The organism is Gordonia jinhuaensis, assembly GCF_014639795.1.
Taxonomy (GTDB): domain Bacteria; phylum Actinomycetota; class Actinomycetes; order Mycobacteriales; family Mycobacteriaceae; genus Gordonia_B; species Gordonia_B jinhuaensis.
In genome coordinates this window covers 15,880-36,178 of record NZ_BMGC01000015.1, presented here as the reverse complement: position 1 = coordinate 36,178, position 20,299 = coordinate 15,880, and the positions used below count along the sequence as shown (strand labels likewise).

The 20,299-nt window shown below is 67.2% G+C and carries 17 protein-coding genes; 6 read left to right on the top strand and 11 right to left on the bottom strand.

Annotated features, from left to right (window positions below; genetic code table 11):
• Nucleotides 1–17 precede the first annotated feature (17 nt).
• Complete coding sequence (gene mtrB, locus IEW22_RS11500) at nt 18–1,718, bottom strand: MtrAB system histidine kinase MtrB (protein WP_188586748.1); 1,701 nt, start codon at nt 1,716–1,718, stop codon at nt 18–20.
• A complete protein-coding gene (gene mtrA / locus IEW22_RS11495) occupies nt 1,715–2,392 on the bottom strand; it encodes an MtrAB system response regulator MtrA (RefSeq protein WP_188586747.1) in 678 nt (225 codons plus the stop codon). The genes mtrB and mtrA overlap by 4 nt, the downstream gene beginning before the upstream one ends.
• A 138-nt stretch (nt 2,393–2,530) precedes the next feature.
• Between mtrA and IEW22_RS11490 the strand changes: the two genes are divergently transcribed.
• Nucleotides 2,531–3,163, top strand: a complete 633-nt coding sequence (locus IEW22_RS11490; RefSeq protein WP_229742503.1) for a dTMP kinase — start codon at nt 2,531–2,533, stop codon at nt 3,161–3,163.
• Between the two features lie 229 nt (nt 3,164–3,392).
• Nucleotides 3,393–3,935 (top strand): Rv0361 family membrane protein, encoded by a 543-nt coding sequence (locus IEW22_RS11485; RefSeq protein ID WP_188586745.1) that lies wholly within the window; start codon nt 3,393–3,395, stop codon nt 3,933–3,935.
• Between the two features lie 44 nt (nt 3,936–3,979).
• On the opposite strand, the gene ahcY is transcribed toward IEW22_RS11485, so the two are convergent.
• The 3 genes from ahcY to IEW22_RS11470 all read right to left on the bottom strand — a co-directional run bounded on the left by ahcY (nt 3,980) and on the right by IEW22_RS11470 (nt 8,261).
• Nucleotides 3,980–5,452 carry an adenosylhomocysteinase gene (ahcY, locus tag IEW22_RS11480; RefSeq protein WP_188586744.1) on the bottom strand — a complete coding sequence of 491 codons (1,473 nt, stop codon included), beginning with the start codon at nt 5,450–5,452 and terminating at the stop codon, nt 3,980–3,982.
• A gap of 178 nt (nt 5,453–5,630) precedes the next feature.
• On the bottom strand, nt 5,631–7,097 hold the full coding sequence (locus IEW22_RS11475) for an APC family permease (RefSeq protein ID WP_188586789.1): 1,467 nt from the start codon (nt 7,095–7,097) through the stop codon (nt 5,631–5,633).
• Between the two features lie 213 nt (nt 7,098–7,310).
• Complete coding sequence (locus tag IEW22_RS11470; RefSeq protein WP_188586743.1) at nt 7,311–8,261, bottom strand: cation diffusion facilitator family transporter; 951 nt, start codon at nt 8,259–8,261, stop codon at nt 7,311–7,313.
• Nucleotides 8,262–8,518: 257 nt separating this feature from the next.
• Between IEW22_RS11470 and IEW22_RS11465 the strand changes: the two genes are divergently transcribed.
• The gene (locus IEW22_RS11465; protein WP_229742501.1) at nt 8,519–10,432 is read left to right on the top strand and encodes a MinD/ParA family ATP-binding protein; all 1,914 of its coding nucleotides are present in this window, start codon (nt 8,519–8,521) and stop codon (nt 10,430–10,432) included.
• 317 nt (nt 10,433–10,749) lie between these two features.
• Nucleotides 10,750–11,790, top strand: a complete 1,041-nt coding sequence (locus IEW22_RS11460; protein WP_188586787.1) for an alpha/beta fold hydrolase — start codon at nt 10,750–10,752, stop codon at nt 11,788–11,790.
• 110 nt (nt 11,791–11,900) lie between these two features.
• On the opposite strand, the gene IEW22_RS11455 is transcribed toward IEW22_RS11460, so the two are convergent.
• Nucleotides 11,901–12,623, bottom strand: coding sequence for a VIT1/CCC1 transporter family protein (locus IEW22_RS11455; RefSeq protein WP_188586742.1), 723 nt, complete (start codon nt 12,621–12,623; stop codon nt 11,901–11,903).
• Between the two features lie 150 nt (nt 12,624–12,773).
• Here IEW22_RS11455 and IEW22_RS11450 point away from each other — a divergent pair, with 150 nt between their 5' ends.
• The gene (locus IEW22_RS11450; RefSeq protein WP_188586741.1) at nt 12,774–13,958 is read left to right on the top strand and encodes an arylsulfotransferase family protein; all 1,185 of its coding nucleotides are present in this window, start codon (nt 12,774–12,776) and stop codon (nt 13,956–13,958) included.
• A gap of 129 nt (nt 13,959–14,087) precedes the next feature.
• Entirely contained in the window at nt 14,088–16,409 is a 2,322-nt protein-coding gene (locus IEW22_RS11445) for a glycosyltransferase family 39 protein (protein ID WP_188586740.1), read from the top strand.
• A gap of 149 nt (nt 16,410–16,558) precedes the next feature.
• Here IEW22_RS11445 and truA read toward each other — a convergent pair whose 3' ends face one another.
• From truA to rpsK, 5 genes are all read right to left on the bottom strand, one after another.
• Nucleotides 16,559–17,392, bottom strand: a complete 834-nt coding sequence (gene truA / locus IEW22_RS11440) for a tRNA pseudouridine(38-40) synthase TruA (protein ID WP_188586739.1) — start codon at nt 17,390–17,392, stop codon at nt 16,559–16,561.
• A 66-nt stretch (nt 17,393–17,458) separates the two neighbouring features.
• The gene (gene rplQ, locus IEW22_RS11435) at nt 17,459–18,061 is read right to left on the bottom strand and encodes a 50S ribosomal protein L17 (protein WP_188586738.1); all 603 of its coding nucleotides are present in this window, start codon (nt 18,059–18,061) and stop codon (nt 17,459–17,461) included.
• 51 nt (nt 18,062–18,112) lie between these two features.
• Entirely contained in the window at nt 18,113–19,168 is a 1,056-nt protein-coding gene (locus tag IEW22_RS11430; RefSeq protein ID WP_188586737.1) for a DNA-directed RNA polymerase subunit alpha, read from the bottom strand.
• A gap of 88 nt (nt 19,169–19,256) precedes the next feature.
• Nucleotides 19,257–19,862, bottom strand: coding sequence for a 30S ribosomal protein S4 (gene rpsD, locus IEW22_RS11425; RefSeq protein ID WP_188586736.1), 606 nt, complete (start codon nt 19,860–19,862; stop codon nt 19,257–19,259).
• A 26-nt stretch (nt 19,863–19,888) separates the two neighbouring features.
• Complete coding sequence (gene rpsK / locus IEW22_RS11420; protein ID WP_188586735.1) at nt 19,889–20,296, bottom strand: 30S ribosomal protein S11; 408 nt, start codon at nt 20,294–20,296, stop codon at nt 19,889–19,891.
• Nucleotides 20,297–20,299: the final 3 nt, after the last annotated feature.

Genomic DNA, 20,299 nt, shown 5'->3' with positions numbered 1-20,299 from the left:
CTCAGATCTGCGACGACTCACGCCCCGACGCCCTTCCGCGAGTCCTCGCCACCGGCCCGCGGGCCGGTCACGGGCCCCGCCGGCGCGGCCTCGCCCACGACCGATGAGCCGGCATCGACGGGTCGCAGTGGCAGCGGACTCGTGTAGACCTTGTGGCCCCGCACCAACGGGAGGGTGAGGCGGAAGTTGGCGCCGTCGCCGGGCTCACCCCACGCCTCGAGCCTGCCCTGATGCAGCCGCGCATCCTCGATGGAGATCGCCAGGCCCAGTCCGGTACCGCCCGAGCGCCGGAACCGCGACGGGTCCGAACGCCAGAACCGGTTGAACACCAGCTTCTCCTCCCCCGGACGCAGACCGATGCCGTGGTCGCGCACGGTGATCGCCACCGCATCGTCGTCGGCGCGCATCGTCAGCACCACCGGCTTCTGCTCGCCGTGGTCGATCGCATTGGCCAGCAGATTGCGCAGTACGCGTTCGACCCGGCGCGGGTCGACCTCGGCGATCACCGGCTCCTCCGGCAGGTCGAGCACCACCTCGGTCTCGGTCTCCTGTGCCAGCCTCGCCACGGTGTCGACGGCGGCGTTGATCGGCAGGCTCATGTTGATCGATTCCGCCGACAGTTCTGCGACACCGGCATCGTGTCGGGAGATCTCGAGCAACTCGTTGAGCAGCATCTCGAATCGGCCCAGCTCCTTGTCGAGCAGTTCGACCGAGCGTTTACGCACCGGATCGAGTTCGTCGCGGCCCTCGTAGAGCACGTCAGAGGCCATCCGCACGGTGGTCAGCGGCGTGCGCAACTCATGACTGACGTCGGAGGTGAACTGGCGCTGGAGACTGCCGAACTCCTCGAGATGCTGGATCTGTTTGGACAGGCTCTCGGCCATGTCGTTGAACGACATGGCCAGGCGCGCCATGTCGTCCTCGCCACGCACCGGCATCCGTTCCTTGAGCCGGCCGTCGGCGAAGCGGACGGCAATCCGCGACGCCGAACGCACCGGGATCACCACCTGCCTCGACACCAGCCAGGCGATGGCCGCGAGCAGACCCAGCAGCACCAGGCCGCCGGTGTATAGCGTGCCGCGCACGAGTTCAACGGTGCGCTGCTCGTTGGCCAGCGGGAACACCAGGTACAGCTCGAGTCCGGCGATACCCGAGTTCACCGGCGTGCCGATGATCAACGCGGGAACCGTACGACCCGACTGCTCGGTGACCGTGGAATAGCGATAGGCCACCTGCCCGCCCTGCACCATCTCGCGCAGATTCTCGGGGATCTCACTCGTGGGCCCGACTCCGGTGAACGACGCGGGCCCGGAGTTGGGCACGATCAGCACGGTGTCGAAGGCGCCGATCACCCCGGAGGTGGTGCTGGTGGCGTCGGAGTCACGGTCGGTGAGGATCGAGCGGGTCTGGCGCAGCCGGTTCTCCACCGACGCCCCGGTCTCGGCACCGGAGAGGTCGCGTTCGACGGCGATGCGCGCCCGTTCGACCTCCTCGGTGGCCCCGCGCAGCTTCTGGTCGAGCAGCCGATCGGTGATCTGACTGGTGAGCACGAATCCGAGAACCGACAGCACCACCAGTGACAGCAGCAGGGTCGACACGACGACACGCAGCTGCAGCGACCGCCGCCACATGTGTCCGGCACGGCGGGCCCACGCCGCGATACGGCGCAGAACCCTTCCGAAGGTCCCGTTGACTCGTCTGCGCGATCGACGGATCACGGCGGGCCGGCCTTGTAGCCGACCCCCCTCACGGTCAACACGATTTCAGGATTCTCCGGATCGATCTCCACTTTTGCCCGCAACCTCTGTACGTGGACGTTCACCAGCCGGGTGTCGGCCGGATGGCGGTAGCCCCACACCTGCTCCAGCAGCACGTCGCGCGTGAACACCTGCCGCGGTTTGCGAGCCAGGGCGACCAACAGATCGAATTCTAGGGGTGTCAGCGAGATGAGCTTGCCGTCCCTGGTCACCTTGTGTGCGGGAACGTCGATCTGCACCGGCCCGATCGCCAGCACCTCGCTGGGCTCGTCGTCGGTGCGCCGCAGACGGGCGCGCACCCGAGCGACGAGTTCCTTGGGCTTGAACGGTTTGACCATGTAGTCGTCGGCGCCGGACTCCAGCCCGAGGACCACGTCGACGGTGTCCGACTTGGCCGTGAGCATCACGATCGGCACACCGGAGTCCGCACGCAGCACCCGGCACACGTCGATGCCGTTCATACCGGGCAGCATCAGGTCCAGAAGCACCAGATCGGGCCGGATCTCACGGACAGCCGACAACGCCTGCGTGCCATCGCCGACGACGTAGGGCTCGAATCCCTCGCCGCGCAGCACGATCGTGAGCATCTCCGCCAACGCCGCGTCGTCGTCGACAACCAGAATCCTCGGCTTCATAACAACATGGTGTCACTTCGCCGTAAGTTCGCGAGATCTGCCACGCCGATGAGCAGCCCGGCGACACCCGGCACCGGTACGTGCGTGGCGCGCGCGGCCTGCCGCCGATGGCGCCGCGGTGTGGTTACGATCGCCGACGTGGGATCTCTGGTGGCGATCGAAGGGCTCGACGGGTCGGGTAAGCGGACTCTCACCGAATCCCTCGTCGCACGGTTCACCGGTGCGGGCGCGCGCGTGGCGACGCTGGCCTTCCCGCGTTACGGCGAGTCCGACGCCGCCGACATCGCCGCAGAGGCACTGCACGGCGAGCACGGCGACCTGCGGACCAGTGTCAACGCGATGGCACTGCTGTTCGCCATCGACCGGCGCGACGCCGCGGCAGACATCCGCGGACTGCTCGCCACCCACGATCTGGTGCTCCTCGACCGCTACGTCGCCTCCAATGCGGCCTACAGCGCCGCACGGCTCGATGTCGGCGCCGACTCCGAGATCGTCGACTGGATCGGCGAACTCGAGTTCCACCGCTTCGGTGTGCCCGTCCCCGATCATCAGCTGTTGCTCGATGTCGGCGCCGAGGTGGCGGGTGTGCGGGCCAGCGGACGCGCCCAGGCCGACCCCACCCGGGCGCGTGATCACTACGAACGCGACGATTCGCTGCAGCGACGCACCTTCGCCGTCTACGAGGGGCTCGCCGCGCGGGGCTGGATGTCGCCGTGGTCGGTGGTGGACGCCGACACCGCGGCCGAGGCGGTCACCGCCGTCCTCGACTGACCCCCGGGACTGACCTCCGGCCGGCGCGACGGTCCGGCCACCCGCACCGGCCCCGCGCACAGCCGGTGGAGATTGAATAACGTTCACGTGACGGTCTGTACCTAAGCCGCAATTCACGACAGCGAACTCACACTTCGCTCCTAGCGTGGTGGATGTGCGGGGCGTTCCGACCCGGCGCATCACCGCTCGCCGCTCCCACCGTAGCTGGGAACGGTCGTGAGGAGGAGCGATGGCCACACCGTTGTCGTTGCCGACCATCGCGCTGCCCGGGCATCCACGACATGCCTCTGGTCGTGATGCAGCAGTCGGTGATGTGGCAGTCGCGAATGCACACCCGCACCACGAACGGGCCGCGCTCGTCGCGGTCCTCGCCGGGGTGGTGGTCACCAGCGTCGCTGTCATCGCCTTGGCCCTCGGTCTACGACCGGCCCCAGCCGGGCCGGCCACCCTCATCCGCAACGTCGTCGCCGAGCAGGTCGCCGCGCTCGAGTCGCGGGACGCCACCGCGCTCGCCGCGACCATGTGTCCGGCTCAGGCCGTGTCGGCCGGTCAGATCGTGGCAGCCCTCGGACCCGCCGGCGGACACCTGCAACTGGCCTCGGTGTCGGCGATCAGTGTCGACGGCGACATCGCCACCGCGACCGTGGCGCTGCGTCGCACCGGTGCCGCCGACTCGGCTCTGACACTCCCGGCGACCGGATCGACCACCACCTTCGTACACGGTGCCACCGGGTGGGTCACCTGCGACACCGCGCCCGCAGTCGGCCTCTGAGGGCCGCCTGGACGGGCGCGGATGCCGAGATCCCCGGCGGGCGATCAGTACCGGTAATGCTCGGGCTTGTACGGCCCCTCGACGTCGACGTTGATGTACTCCGCCTGTTCCTTGGTGAGCTTGGTCAGCGTGCCGCCGAGTGCCTCCACGTGAATGCGGGCGACCTTCTCGTCGAGATGCTTCGGCAGCCGGTAGACCTCGTTGTCGTACTCGTCGTTCTTGGTCCACAGCTCGATCTGCGCGATCACCTGGTTGGAGAAGCTGTTGCTCATCACAAACGACGGGTGACCCGTGGCGTTGCCGAGGTTGAGCAGACGCCCCTCCGACAGGACGATGATCGAGTTGCCGTTGTCGAACACCCACTGGTCGACCTGCGGCTTGATGGTGATCCGGGTGGCACCCGAGCGTTCGAGGCCGGCCATGTCGATCTCGTTGTCGAAGTGACCGATGTTGCCCAGGATCGCCTGGTTCTTCATCTTCTTCATGTGCTCGAGCAGGATGATGTCCTTGTTTCCCGTCGAGGTGATGACGATGTCGGCGTCGCCGATCGCGTCATCGACGGTCACCACGTCGAAGCCGTCCATCAGTGCCTGCAGCGCGTTGATCGGGTCGATCTCGGTCACCTGCACGCGGGCACCCTGACCGGCCAGCGACTCCGCGCAACCCTTGCCCACGTCGCCGTAACCGCAGATCAGCACCTTCTTGCCGCCGATCAGTACGTCGGTGCCACGGTTGATGCCGTCGATCAGCGAGTGGCGGGTCCCGTACTTGTTGTCGAACTTGGACTTGGTGACCGAGTCGTTGACGTTGATCGCCGGGAACTCCAGCTCACCAGCGGCGGCGAACTGGTAGAGCCGCAGGACGCCGGTGGTGGTCTCCTCGGTGACGCCCTGAACCGAAGAGGCGATCTGCGACCATTTGTTCTTGTCCGTCTCGAAACGCTCGCGCAGCAGGTTCAGGAACACCTTGTACTCGGCGGAGTCGTTGTCGTCTTCGGGCGGAACCACGCCGGCGCGCTCGAACTGCGCACCGCGCAGCACCAGCATGGTGGCGTCGCCGCCGTCGTCGAGGATCATGTTGGCCGGCTCGTCGGGCCAGGTGAGCATCTGTTCGGCGGCCCACCAGTACTCCTCGAGCGTCTCGCCCTTCCAGGCGAACACCGGAACACCCTTGGGTGCGTCGACGGTGCCGTGCGGGCCGACCACGATGGCGGCGGCGGCGTGATCCTGGGTGGAGAAGATGTTGCACGACGCCCAGCGCACCTGCGCGCCGAGTGCGACCAGCGTCTCGATCAACACAGCGGTTTGCACGGTCATGTGCAGAGAGCCGGAGATGCGAGCCCCCTTGAGCGGCAACACGTCTGCGTACTCGCGGCGCAGCGCCATCAGCCCGGGCATCTCGTGCTCGGCCAGACCGATCTCCTTGCGACCGAAGTCGGCGAGCGACAGGTCGGCCACCTTGAAGTCCAGTCCGTTGGCGGTGTCGGACGTGAGCTGTGGTCCCTGGACCGATGTCATGCACTATCTCCTGCGGCTCGATTGTGTGGGCGGGCGACATCCGCGACGCGTCGCGTGTTGGGTGGTCGCCGTACAGCACAAGGCTAACGAAGAGTCGCGCCCACCTGCGGCGGTACCCACACCCGATCGACCACACCCGTCCGGCGGGCACCGGCCCGCCAGTCCGAGGAGTGGCCCGTCAGTTCGAGGAGTGTGCCGTCGACACCGTCTCGGGTTTCTCGCCGCGGTCACGTCTGCCGACCAGTGAGTGGCGCATGCCGTAGAACACGTACACCAGCGCACCGATCGCCATCCACACCACGAACCGGATCCAGGTGAGCGCCGACAGGTTGAGCATCAGCCACAGACAGCTCAGGATCGCCAGGATCGGGATGAGCGGCATCAGCGGGACCCGGAAGCCGCGCGGGAGGTCAGGCTGCTTGCGCCGCAACACGATCACTCCGGCGGCCACCACGATGAACGCGAACAGCGTGCCCACGTTCACCATCTCCTCGAGGCGATCGATCGGGAAGAATCCGGCGACCACCGCGACGATCACGCCGATGAGGATCTGGATGCGCGCGGGCGTGCCGAATCTGCTGGTCTTGGCGAGTCCACGCGGCAGCAGGTTGTCGCGCGACATGGCGAACAGCACGCGGGACTGCCCCAGCATCAGCACCATCACCACGGTGGTCAGACCGGCCAGCGCGCCGACGGCGATGATCTTCTCCGCCCAGGTGACACCGTTCTGCCCGAACACATACGCGAGATTGCGCGAGGCCCCGCCCTCGGTGGCCAGTTGTTTGTAGTTGACCATCCCGGTGACCACGATCGTCACCAGCACGTAGAGCACGGTGACGATCGCCAGCGACGTGAGGATGCCGCGCGGCACGTCCTTGGCCGGATCCTTGGTCTCCTCGGCCGTGGTAGCCACCACGTCGAAGCCGATGAACGCGAAGAACACGATCGAGGCCGCCGCCAGCACGCCGTACCAGCCGTAGTGCTCGCCACCGGCCCCGGTCATCAGCGAGAACACCGTGGAGTCCACGCTGGCTTTGTCGCTGCCGCTGTCGGTGGCCGGCGGGATGTAGGGGTGGAAGTTCTCGGTCTTGATGTAGAAGAAGCCCACCACGATCACCAGCAGCACCACGCCGATCTTGATCGCGGTGATCACCGCGCTGACGGTGGAGCTGAGCTTGGTGCCCACCACCAGCAACGTGGTGACCACCGCGACGATGAGGATCGCACCCCAGTCGATGGTCCACCCGCCCACGTCGACCGCGCCGCCACTGAACCCGAACACCGTGCCGAGATAGCTCGACCAGCCCTTGGACACCACGGCCGCGCCGACCGCGAACTCCAAGATGAGATCCCACCCCAGGATCCAGGCGAGAACCTCACCGAAGGTCGCATATCCGAAGGTGTAGGCCGACCCGGCAACCGGTACTGCAGAGGCGAATTCGGCGTAACACAGCGCAGCGAACGCACACGCGACCGCAGCCATGACGAATGACAGCGAGATCGCCGGTCCGGCCTTGTCGCCGGCGGTGGAGACGGTCACGGTGAAAATGCCCGCACCGATCACCACCGAGACCCCGAAGACGGTGAGGTCCCACCAGGTGAGACTCTTCTTGAGCTTGGTGCCGGGGTCGTCGGTGTCGGCCATTGACTGCTCGACGGTCTTCACCCGTCGCCAGGGGCTGCGTGCTGTGGTCACGACGTCTCCTCGCACGTGGATACTGCCGGTGATGCCGAACCGTTCGAACGTACCTGGAATGTGCCTCTCACAACGGCATTCGACGAATGCGTGTGACACTCCGGCCCACGACGGTCTCGACGACCGGGCGACGCCTCAGCATGAGGACGGTGGGAGGGCCGCCTAGGAGGACGGCGGTGACGAGGGTGACGAGGGCACCGCCGCCTCGCCACGGTCGATGTCGGGTTCGAGATAGATGACCCGGGCCGCGGGCAGCGCCTCGCGGACACGCTTCTCGGCCCTGTCGATCGCGGTGGCGATGGTCTGTGCATCGGCACCGGCAGGAATCGCGATCTTCGCGGCCACCAAGAGCTCATCGGGTCCCAGATACTGCGTCTTCATGTGGATCACGCGGTCGACACCGTCGCCGGTGAGCGCGGCGCGCAGCACCTTCTCATCCTCCACGGTGACACCCTCGCCGATGAGCAGGCTCTGCATCTCCACGATGAGCACGATGGCGATCACGCCGAGCAGGATGCCGATGCCGATGGTCGCGATACCGTCCCAGCGTCCGTCGCCGGTGGCCGTCGACAGCCCCACACCGGCCAACGCCAGTACCAGACCCACCAGCGCGCCGGAGTCCTCCAGCAGCACGACCGGCAGCTCGGGGTTGCGGGTGGTACGGATGAAGCGCCACCACGAGGTGCCGTTGCGGAGCTTCTTCGACTCCTTGGACGCGGTGAGGAAGCTGTATCCCTCGAGCACGATCGCGATCACCAGGATGACCACGGCCACCAGCGGTGAGTCGAGTTCGTGGGGGTGCTCCACCTTCTCGATGCCCTCGTAGATCGCGAACAGCGAACCCAGGCTGAACAGCACCAGCGCCACCACGAATGAATAGAAGTACCGGCTGCGCGCATATCCGAAGGGATGGAGCTGGTCGGCATCCTTGCGCGCCTGTCGCTGACCGAACAGCAGCAGCGCCTGGTTGGAGGTGTCGGCAACCGAGTGGACACCCTCGGCGAGCATCGACGACGAGCCGGTGATCGCGAAGCCCGCGAACTTGGCCACGGCGATACCCGCGTTGGCCGTCAACGCGGCCAGGATCGCCTTGGTCGAACCTTCCGCGGACATACTGATCTCCCTTCGACGCGGATCGGACTCGCGAACCTTATCGTCGTTTTTCGCGGGCGGACGTGGCGGGCGGCCGCAGTCACGTCAGGGTCAGTCAAACGACCGATACCAGCGCATCCGGCTTCGCGAGCAGGCCTGATGACGCGCTAGTATGCGCTTCGTACTATGCGCGCGACAGCTGTGCGCGGTCTTTTCGGACTCCGCCGCAACACGTCACTACTGGGGGGGACGACTCGTTGAGCTCGAAGAATCAGGGAATGCCAGCCACGCCGCCGTGGCTGCAAGGCCGTACGCCGGAGGCCGACGCCCCCGCGCCGGGGACGGCTGCGTCGGAGGCTGCTGCAGAGCCGACGCCTGCCGCCGAGCCGGAACGCCCCGGAGCCGAGCCCGCCTCGGCGCGCCATCGCGACACCGCAGAGGTGCCCGAATCGGCGGCCACCGATGACGAGCAGGCAGGATTCGACGAGGCGATCGATGCCGGGCCGGGCGCACCGCGTCCGGGAACCGGGGTGAACCCCGCCGAGCTCTCCGAACGGATCAGTCCCCGGATCGGTGACGATGTGGTCGGGGGCGCGACCGCCGGTGGCGAGACGCTGCCGCCCACGGGTGCGCCCACTCCCTTCCCCGGGGCGTTCGGGCATACCGAAACACCCGGGACGGCCCCGTGGAACGTCGCACCCGAGCCCGGCCCCGAGACACCCGGGGCCCAGCCATCCGCGCCCCAGACACCCGCGCCCCAGACACCCGGCGCCGGACGCCACGACGGCAACACCGGCGCCTACGACCGGCCCGGATTCGACGGGCCGGGATATGCGCAGGGCGGATACGGGCAGCCCGGATACGATCAGCCGCACTCCTTCGATCAACCCCACTCGTTCGATCAGCCCCACTCGTTTGATCAGCCCCAGTGGGGTCAGCAGCGCCCCGGTTTCGACCAGCCGCCGGCACCCCGCTGGGATCAGGGACCTGACGCGCAACCGCCTTACGGCAACCCCGACCAACAACAGCCCTTCGGCGAGGCCCGCCCCTACGATCAGGGACAGCACGTCGATCGCGCGCCTCATTTCGAGCAAGGACCGCACTTCGATCAGGGACCCCAGTTCGCCGCCGGCCCGCAGGGCCCGCACGGCTTCGGACCCGGCCCCGGCACCGGACCGCAGCAGCGTCCCAGCGCCCCGCAGACGCCGCCGGGCCACGGTGCGGGTCCCAGCGGCATCGGCAACAGCGGCTCGACTCTCGACGAGGTCGCACTGCTGCGCAAGGCACGCCGCGCCCCGCAGAGCGGCTGGCGACGAGCGGTCCACAAGATGTCCGGCGGCGCGATCAACCCCGGTGACTCGGCCGACGACATCTACTACAAGCAGCTGGTCGAACGGGTGAACCGGCCGGTCCGCGGCGACTACCGCATCGCGGTGCTCTCACTCAAGGGCGGCGTCGGCAAGACCACCACCACCGTCGGCCTCGGCTCCACCTTCGCCTCGCTGCGCGGTGACCGCGTGATCGCCGTCGACGCCAACCCCGACCTGGGCACCCTCGCGCAGCGCGTCCCGCAGCAGACCACCTCCACGGTGCGTGACCTGCTCGCCGACGGGTCGATCTACCGCTATTCCGACGTGCGTGCACACACCTCCCAGGCGCCGAGCCGCCTGGAGGTGCTGGCCTCCGAGCGCGACCCCGCGGTCGCCGAGGCGTTCAGCGAGGAGGACTACCGCGGCGTCATGAAGGTGTTGCAGCGCTTCTACAACATCATCATCACCGACTGCGGTACCGGTCTGAGTCACTCCGCGATGAACGGCGTCCTCGACCTGGCCGATGCCCTGATCCTGGTGAGCTCGCCCGCCATCGACGGCGCCCGCAGCGCCGGTGCCACACTCGACTGGCTCGAGGCACACGGATACGGCAAGCTCGTGTCACGCGCAGTCGTGGTGCTCAGCTCGTCGCGGTCGGGTTCCTCGACCGTCGACATCCGCCAGCTCGGCCAGCACTTCCTCACCCGATGCCGTGCGGTGCAGACGATTCCGTTCGACGATCACCTGGCTGAGGGCGCGGAGGTCGATCTCGAATTGCTCAACAAGCACACCCGCCGGGCACTGGTCGAACTCGCCGCCGTGGTGGCCGACGACTTCTCACCGGCCTCGATGCCCCGCCAGAGCGAGCCCTTCTTCCAGTAGGGCTCGCTCGCGGGGCCAGGATCGTCCGCTGTCGGGTGTCAGACCCCGGTCAGCGGGTGATCCGAACCGGCGGCCGCACCGAAGGTGATCAGATTCAGCGAGCGTAAAACCGCAACCGGGTGTTTACTCGGGACCACAGGCGGCGTTGCGTCCGGACATATCCGACGTCGCGCCGTATCGGTTCATCTCGAGGAGCGACCACAGTGCCGGCGGACAATGGCGATGCCCAGCATGATGCGACAGGGCGTGCCCGGCTGCGTCCGGTCCCGGACATCGAACCGGGCGATCCTGCGGGTGGGGAACCGCGCGACGACGACCTGCCGCCAGCCGATGCCACCGGTCCGGCCACCACGGCGGTACGCATCGAGTACCGGACCATCCACGGCTACCGGCGGGCATTCCGCATCGCCGGCAGCGGTCCGGCGCTGCTGCTGATCCACGGCATCGGCGACAACTCCTCCACCTGGAACGGCATCATCGAGGAGCTCGCCGAGAACTACACCGTCATCGCCCCCGACCTGCTGGGCCACGGACGGTCGGACAAACCACGCGCCGACTACTCCGTTGCCGCATTCGCCAACGGCATGCGAGACCTGCTGGTGGTGCTCGGCTACACCAAGGTGACCGTGATGGGCCATTCTCTCGGCGGCGGGGTCGCGACCCAGTTCTGCTATCAGTTCCCGCGCTTCGCCGAACGCCTCATCCTGGTGGCCGCGGGTGGAGTGACCCGCGAGGTGAACCCGCTGCTGCGACTGGTGTCGATGCCGCTGGCGCATGAGCTCATCGAGGTCGTGCGCATCCCCGGCGTGCTGGCCGCCACACGCATGATGACCCACCTGATCGCCAAGACCCCCGACATTCCCGGACTGCCGAAATCACTGTCGCCCAAGCACATCCTCAACGACTCCGAGGACATGATGCGGGTCGTGAGTGACATCGCCGACCCGGAGGCCTATTCGGCGTTCGTCCGCACGCTGCGAGCCGTCGTCGACTGGCGGGGCCAGGTGGTCACCATGCTCGACCGCAGCTACCTCGCCGAACGCCTCCCGGTGCTGATGATCTGGGGAGACGAGGACCATGTCATCCCCTACAGCCATGCCCTGCTGGCACATTCGGCCATACCGCAGTCCGAACTGGTGACCTTCGAGGGTTCGGGACACTTCCCTTTCCACGACGATCCGAACCGATTCCTCGCCGTGGTCACCGCATTCCTCGCGGCGAACCCGCCGGCGGAATTCGATTCGACCCAGTGGCGTGAATTGATGTCGCGCGGTTCGGCACATGCCGAGCTCGTCGGCGACGACGACGCCGTCGAGGCCGTTCTCGAGGCCATCGACGATGAGCGCAACGCCACGTGAATCCGGTTGACGCCCTGCGGATCTCGGACCGACCCTTCTGAAACCCGCGCCGTCGGGACAGCCACGCTTCATCGCGAACCCCGAGCCTTCGTCACACCCGCGGCGACACCTCAGCCGATGGCGTGACCGGTCAGCGTGCCGATTCCGTAGGTGACGGCCATCGCGATCGCGCCGCCGAGGGTCACGCGCACCACCGCCTTGCGTCGGTCGGATCCGCCGATGGTCGCGCTGAGGAATCCGGTGAGCGCCAGCGCCAGGCACACCACCACGAAGGTCACCGGGATACGCCAGGACGCCGGTGGCACCAGGATGGCCACCAGCGGCAGGATGGCACCGGTGGTGAACGACACCGCCGACGACAACGCCGCGGCCCACGGATTGGTGAGAGCGTCGGGATCGATACCCAACTCGGCTTCGGCATGCGCGGCGAACGCATCGTGTTCGGTGAGTTCCACAGCCACCTGGTGTGCGGTTTCCGGACTCAATCCGCGGTCTTCGTAGATCGCGGCGAGTTCGTCGAGTTCCTCTTCGGGCATATCTCGTAACTCGGTGCGCTCCTTGTCCAGCAGCGCACGCTCGGTGTCACGCTGGGTGCTCACCGACACGTACTCCCCCAGCGCCATCGACACCGCACCAGCGGCCAGGCCGGCGATCCCGGCGGTGAAGATCGGGGCCCGGTCGGTGGTGGCGGCGGCCACGCCGACCACGATGCCCGCGGTCGACACGATGCCGTCATTGGCGCCGAGAACCCCGGCCCGCAGCCAGTTCAGCTTGTCGCCGATCCCCTCGTTGTGGGGTTCTGCCTCGTGAGAGGAGGTGCGCGTCCGTGTCATCCCGCAAGCCAACCAGCGGCCGGTCGCCCCTGTCCAGCAAGGCAGGCCACACTGACCTCCACGAACCGTCCGAGTCCAGTGGTTGCGGACTTTTGCTCTGTGACATCGATTGCTGGTGTACGGCGCGGGCTGCACTTAGCGTGCATCATCATGCGTCTGCACTCCGCGATCCGCCGCACACTCATCCCGCTGGCCGCCTCCCTCGCCCTGTCCCTCGCTGCCACCGGCATGGCCCTCCCCGCCGATGCGGCCACACCGACCGGCTATCACGTTGCGGTGGACCGGCTTTCCGCCGGCGAGGGCGTGATCCTGCTGGCACCGAACTCTCTCCTCGACAACCCCGCCGTCCCCCGTCTCGGCACGGTAGCGGAGTCGTCTCCTGCCGAACTGGACGTCCGTGAACCCTCGGGCCGGCTGGTCGCGCGCCACACACTCCCGCGCGGCGTGACGGCAGGCAACTTCCAGATCCAGACCCTCGATGGCCGGCCGGTGTACACGTGGTGGCAGGGGCAGACCGGCCTCGGACACGGTTCGGGCCGATACGTGGTGGCCGACAGGAACTTTCGAACACTCCACGAATTCGGCCTGCCGGCCGGGGCGTCCGGCGACATCCACGAGTTCCGTCTGCTCGACGGCGGTCGTGCTGCGGTGACGAGCTACGTCCCGGCACACACCGTTGTCGGCGGCGTGCAGGTACCGGTGATCGATTCACGCTTCTACGTCGTCGACGTCGCGACCGGTCACGTCGACGTCGAATGGAGTTCCCTCGCCCACGTTCCCGTGTCGAGAACCGTGACCGCCCTCGCGATCCCGGGCCAGGGGCTGGACTACTTCCACATCAACAGCGTCTTCCCGGATGGTCACGGCAACTATCTGGTGTCCTCACGAAACACCTCGGCGCTGTATCTGGTGGACGGACGCACGGGCGGCATCCGCTGGACGATCGGCGGAAAGGCGTCGACGCTGAAAGTGAACCCCGATGCCACCTTCGGCTTCCAGCACGACGCCGAATTCACCGCCGGCGGAAGCGAGATTCGCGTCTTCGACAACGACTCCGGAGCTCCCGGGACCGGCCGGCCGTCGTCGATCCTGACGATCCGACCGGATTTCGCCACCGGGCGCGTATCCCTCGTGTCCCGGATCACCCACCCGACCCACATCACCGCGTGGGCGATGGGCAACGCCCAGCAGCTCTCCGACGGCACGGTCTTCGGCGGATGGGGCACGACCGGCCACGTCTCGGCCTTCGATTCGCGTGGACAACTCGTCTACGACGCGACGCTCGACTCGGGCCAGACCACCTATCGCGCCTTCTACTATCCGCAGGGGATCTGAGGGCTGCGTTGGTGAGTCTTGCACGCCATCCCTTCGGTCCCGCCGGGCAATGACATTCGGTCCCGCCGGGCAATGACGGGGTAATCAATCGGCCATGTGACGGCATGCGATTGGTCACGGTACCGTCGAATGCGGCCAGGATGCACACGATCCCGTGATATCCACAGGTTCTTGACAGCAACCACGGATCGTTCGATCAGCAAACCACCGCAGCATCGAGTCGTGACCGCAACCGTGACATCGCCTGTGGGCGAGGACCATCCACACAACCTCCCCACCGCCCCGCACGCCGCAACGGCTCGAGACCGCATCCTGCTCGGCGTGTTGCTGATCGGGACCGCGATCCTGTATCTGGTCAACATCACCGCCAACGGCAACGCCAACACGTTCTACGCGGGTGCGGCCTGGGCAGGTTCGCGGAACTGGGAAGCGCTGTTGTTCGGTTCGGTCGACCCGTCGAACTTCATCACCGTCGACAAACCGCCGGTCTCCCAGTGGATCATGGGCCTCTCTGGTCAGCTGTTCGGCTACTCGTCGGCGGCGATGCTGATCCCCGAGGCACTGATGGGCGTGGCCACCGTCGCGCTGATGTATGCGATGGTGACCCGCATCGGCGGCCGCACCGCCGGTCTGATCGCCGGCACCGCGCTGGCGGTGACACCGGTGGCGGCCTTGATGTTTCGGTTCAACAACCCCGACGCGGCAATGGTGTTACTGATGACGGCGGCCGCCTATTGCACCGTCCGGGCCACCGCGTCGGCGTCCGCACGGTGGCTGGCACTCGCCGGTGCCGCATTGGGTTTCGCATTCCTGGCCAAGATGCTCGAAGGCCTCATGGTGCTGCCCGCGTTGGGTCTTGTGTACCTGATCCCCGCACCGAGTGGTCTGGGCAAGCGCATCCGCGACCTGCTGCTCTCGACCGTCGCGATGGTGGCGGCCGCCGGATGGTATGTGTTGCTCACCCTGTGGTGGCCCGCCTCGTCGCGGCCCTATCTCGCCGGGTCGACCGACAACAACTTCATGAACCTCGTGCTCGGGTACAACGGACTCGCGCGCATCGAAGGTCACACCGGCGCACACGGCGGCACAGGGGGCGACTTCTCCGCACGGATGTCAGAGCTCACGCGCGAGAACCCCGGCTTGGCACAACATTTCAGCGGCGGCGAGATGTTTGGTGCGAAGCCCGGTATCACCCGGCTGTTCACCGGCGAGTTCGGCGCAGAGATCTCCTTCTTTCTTCCGATGGCGCTGATCGCCTTCGTGCTGCTGCTCGTCCTGCGCGCACGCGCACCGCGCACCGACGCCGTGCGCGCCGGTGCGATCCTGTTCGGGATGTGGCTGCTCGTCGACAGCATCGTGCTGTCGTATATGAACGGCACAACTCACCCCTACTACTCGTTGGCGATTGCGCCGCCGATCGCCGGTCTGGTCGGACTCGGCGTCACCCAATGCTGGGCAGCGCGTTCCTCCACGGTCGGCTGGAAGGCACTCACCGGGCGCCTCGGACTCTCGACTCTCGTTCTCGCCGGCGGCGCCTGGAGCTTCGTCCTGCTCGACCGCGAGGCGGTGTGGCAGAGCTGGCTCAGGTGGGTGATCCTCATCGGCGCTGTGGTGGTCGCCGTCCTGCTCGCCGCGCCGGGACGAGTCGGTCGCGGTGTCGCGTTGGGCGCCGCAGCACTCGGCGTATTGCTCACTGCCGCTGCCCCGGCCGCCTTCGCGATCAACGGCGACACCGTCGCCCACACCGGCGGTTCGCCGTCGATCATCCCGAAAACGTCGGGCGCACACCCGTCAGCGGGTACGTCGGGATCGCGGCGGGAGACTGCAGCTTTCGGTGGAATGTCGGGTGGATTCGGCGGAGGTCGGGGCGGCTTCGGTTCCACCTCCTACCCCGCCGCAGTGGTCGCACTGGTGCAGAGTTCGCACACACGCTGGTCGGCGGCGGTCGATCGGACCGAGGCCGCATCGGGTCTCGAACTCGCCGCCCGGGTGCCGGTGATGGGCGTCGGGGGGTTCTCCGACGACCCAGCGCCGAGTCTCGCCCAGTTCCAGAAGTACGTGGCCGACAAGGACATCGGCTACTACGTGATGTCCGACACCGCCGGCGTCTCGCGGACCGGATCCGGCGGAACAACACGGGGCGAATCGACAACCGGCACCGGCACATCGGCGGCGCGGGGTCAGTTCGCCGACGCCAGGGGCGGAAAAACCACACGGGCGATCGACGCGTGGGTCACCGCCGAGTTCGCCGGACGCAAGGTAGGTGACTTCACCGTCTACGACCTCACCGTCGCCCCGTCACCGCAGTCCGACAGCGCCGCGACCACCGGCGGTTCACACGACACCAGGTCGTCGTCGAGTTCGATTGCGGCCCCGGAGCGCTCGACGCGCACACACCACCACCGCAGCGGTGAGGGCAGCGGTGAACATGCTGGCACGGTCCACGTCTGAAAGCCGCGGACCCACAGCGCAGCCGACTCGTGTACACAGATGACACGTGTACGCGTCACCGACCCGCTATACGGGGTCGGTGACCCGCACAGCTGTCATCTGTGTACATCGGCCGCGCGTACATCGCCCGTAACGGATGACGGGCCCGGTCACCCGCCGCAGCAGTCCCCGGAAATCGCATCGCGCACATCGCGCGTGACGGCGTTGCGCGCAGCCAACTTTGACGCATCCGGGTAGTTCACCCCGACCAGCGTCAGTCCGCGCGCCTGCGCGACCGGTACCTGCGCCGACCGGCTGCGCTCACGCAGCAACCCGGCGCACCAGTCGACGTCACGACGGCCGTCGCCGACCACCGCGACCGCGCCGACCAGTGACCGCACCATCGACCAGCAGAAGGCGTCGGCGACCACCGCGGCGACCAGCACTCCGTCGTCATCGCGTCGCCACGCGAAGCGCTGCAGGTCGCGGACCGTCGTGGCCCCCTCGCGGAACCGGCAGAAGGCGGCGAAGTCGTTGAGGCCCACCAGAACACGCGACGCGGCGTTCATCGCGTCCACGTCGAGAGGTCGCATCCAGTCCGCGGTGGTCCGCGCCGCAACCGGCTCGGCGCCGTAGCTGGCATCGGTCAGCCGGTACTCGTAGTGACGGCGCAGCGCCGAGAAGCGCGCGTCGAAATCGGCAGGCACTTCGGCGATGTTCTTCACCCGCACGTCGTCGGGCAGCATCTTGGCGAGCCGGCGCACCAGCCGTGACGGATCGCCGCCGATGGATCGAGTGTCCAGCGACTCCCGCGGCACGTCGCAGTGGGCCACCTGACCCGTCGCGTGCACACCGGCGTCGGTGCGCCCGGCGACGGTCAACCGCACCGGCACCCGCAGCACCGTCGCGAGCGTGTCCTCAAGGGTCTCGCACACCGTGCGCTGGCCGATCTGACGGGCCCAGCCGGCGAAATCGGTGCCGTCATAACCGATGTGCAGACGCAAACGAACGGACCCGCCACCTTCGAGGGTGGCGGGTCCGTTCGGCGTTGACGTGTTCAGGCGTCCGACTTACTTGTCGTCTGCCTTGTCGCCGTCGACGTCGGCATCGGCTGCCTGTGCCTCCGGCGCGGTGGCAGCGGTCGACTCGTCGTCGACAGCCTCGGCAACCGCGTCGGCGTTCTCGACAGCGGCGTCGGGAGCGTCGGCCTCGACGGCCTCGACGACGTTCTCGGCCTCAGCAGCCGGAGCGGACTCGTCGGCCTTCTTCTTCGACGCGGCCGCACGGGTGGCGCGGGTCGCCTCGGTCGACGCGGTCTTCTCGCGCACCAGCTCGATCACGGCCATGGGGGCGTTGTCGCCCTTGCGCGGCACGGTCTTGATGATGCGGGTGTAGCCACCCTCGCGATCGGCGAAGAACGGGCCGATCTCGGCGAACAGCGAGTGCACGACGTCCTTGTCACGGATGTCCTTGAGCACCTCACGACGGTTGGCCAGCGAGCCGCCCTTCGCATGGGTGATCAGCTTCTCCGCATAGGGACGAAGGCGCTTGGCCTTGGCCTCGGTCGTGGTGATGCGACCGTGTTCGAAGAGCGAGGTGGCCAGGTTGGCCAGCATCGCCTTCTGGTGTGACGCCGACCCGCCGAGACGGGCTCCCTTCGTGGGCTTGGGCATTGAACTAACTCCTAGGTGGGGCTCACGGCCTCTCGGCCGGGAGGAAAGTGGTTACAGCTGCTCGGTTTCCGCGTAGTCCTCGCCCGAGTCCGCATCCGAGAAGGCTGCGTCGTCGTGCCAGGTACCCGTGGCGGCGTCGTAGCCGGCCACCTGAGAAGGATCGAAGCTCGCCGGCGAATCCTTCAGCGACAGCCCCAGCGCATGGAGCTTGACCTTGACCTCGTCGATCGACTTCTGCCCGAAGTTACGGATGTCGAGCAGATCCGATTCGGTGCGTCCGACGAGCTCACCCACGGTGTGCACACCCTCACGCTTGAGGCAGTTGTAGGAGCGCACGGTGAGTTCGAGGTCCTCGATCGGCAAGCTGAACGAGGCGATGTGATCTGCCTCGGCCGGGCTCGGGCCGATCTCGATGCCCTCGGCCTCCACGTTGAGCTCGCGAGCCAGACCGAAGAGCTCCACCAGCGTCTTGCCGGCCGAGGCCAGCGCATCGCGTGCGGTGATCGAGTTCTTGGTCTCCACGTCGAGCACCAGACGGTCGAAGTCGGTGCGCTGCTCGACGCGGGTGGCCTCCACCTTGTAGGTCACCTTGAGGACCGGCGAGTAGATCGAGTCGACCGGGATACGGCCGATCTCGGCGCCGGTCGCCTTGTTCTGCACAGCCGGGACGTAGCCACGACCACGCTCGACGACGAGCTCGATCTCGAGCTTGCCCTTGTCGTTCAGGGTCGCGATGTGCAGATCCGGGTTGTGCACGGTGACGCCGGCCGGCGGCACGATGTCGGCGCCGGTGACCGTGCCCGGTCCCTGCTTGCGCACGTACATGGTGACCGGCTCGTCCTCATCCGAACTCACCACGAGGCCCTTGAGGTTCAGGATGATGTCGGTGACATCTTCCTTCACACCGGGGACGGTGGTGAACTCGTGCAGCACGCCGTCGATACGGATGCTGGTGACCGCTGCGCCCGGGATGGACGACAGCAGGGTGCGGCGCAGCGAGTTGCCGAGGGTGTAGCCGAAGCCGGGCTCCAACGGCTCGATGATGAACTTCGAGCGGTCGTCGGCGAGGACTTCCTCGGACAGTGTGGGTCGCTGTGAGATGAGCATTGATTCTTCTCCTTTGGCCGCCCGCTATATGACGGCCTCGAGGCGGAACCGAGCAGCGTGTGCTGCTTGGCGGTGAGTACGGCTCGAATTACTTCGAGTAGTACTCGACGATGAGCTGCTCGGAGAGCGGGACGTCGATCTGCGCGCGGTCGGGCACGTTGTGCACGAGGATGCGCAGGGTCGACGGGACCACCTGGAGCCAGCCGGGAACGGGGCGCTCGCCCTGGATCTCGCGGGCGATCTGGAACGGCACGGTCGACGCGGACTTCGACCGGACGTCGATGATGTCGTACTGGCTCACGCGGTAGCTCGGCACGTCGACGCGCACACCGTTGACCAGGAAGTGGCCGTGGGTGACGAGCTGACGGGCCTGACGACGCGTACGGGCCAGTCCGGACCGGTAGATGACGTTGTCCAGACGGGTCTCGAGGATGCGCAGCAGCTCGTCACCGGTCTTGCCGGAACGACGGTTGGCTTCCTCGTAGTAGCGACGGAACTGCTTTTCCATGACGCCGTAGGTGAAGCGTGCCTTCTGCTTCTCCTGCAGCTGGAGCAGGTACTCGCTCTCCTTGATCCGCGCGCGGCCGTGCTGGCCGGGCGGGTAGGGGCGACGTTCGAACGCCTGATCTCCGCCGACGAGGTCGACGCGCAGACGACGAGATTTACGGGTGGCGGGGCCGGTATAACGAGCCATTTTCTAGTTCCTCTTCCCTTCCCGCTCTAGACCCGACGACGCTTCGGCGGACGAGTGCCGTTGTGCGGCTGGGGGGTGACATCGGAGATGGTGCCGACCTCCAGGCCGGCGGCCTGCAGCGAACGGATCGCGGTCTCGCGGCCCGAACCCGGGCCCTTGACGAACACGTCGACCTTCTTGACGCCGTGTTCCTGCGCCTTGCGGGCAGCGTTCTCGGCGGCGAGCTGCGCGGCGAACGGGGTGCTCTTACGCGAGTTCTTGAAGCCGACGTGACCGCTGGAGGCCCAGCTGATCACGTTGCCCTGCGGATCGGTGATCGACACGATGGTGTTGTTGAACGTGGACTTGATGTGCGCAGCGCCGAAGGGGACGTTCTTCTTGTCGCGACGACGAGTGCCCTTCTTGGCGCCTGTGGCGCGTGACTTCGGAGGCATCGA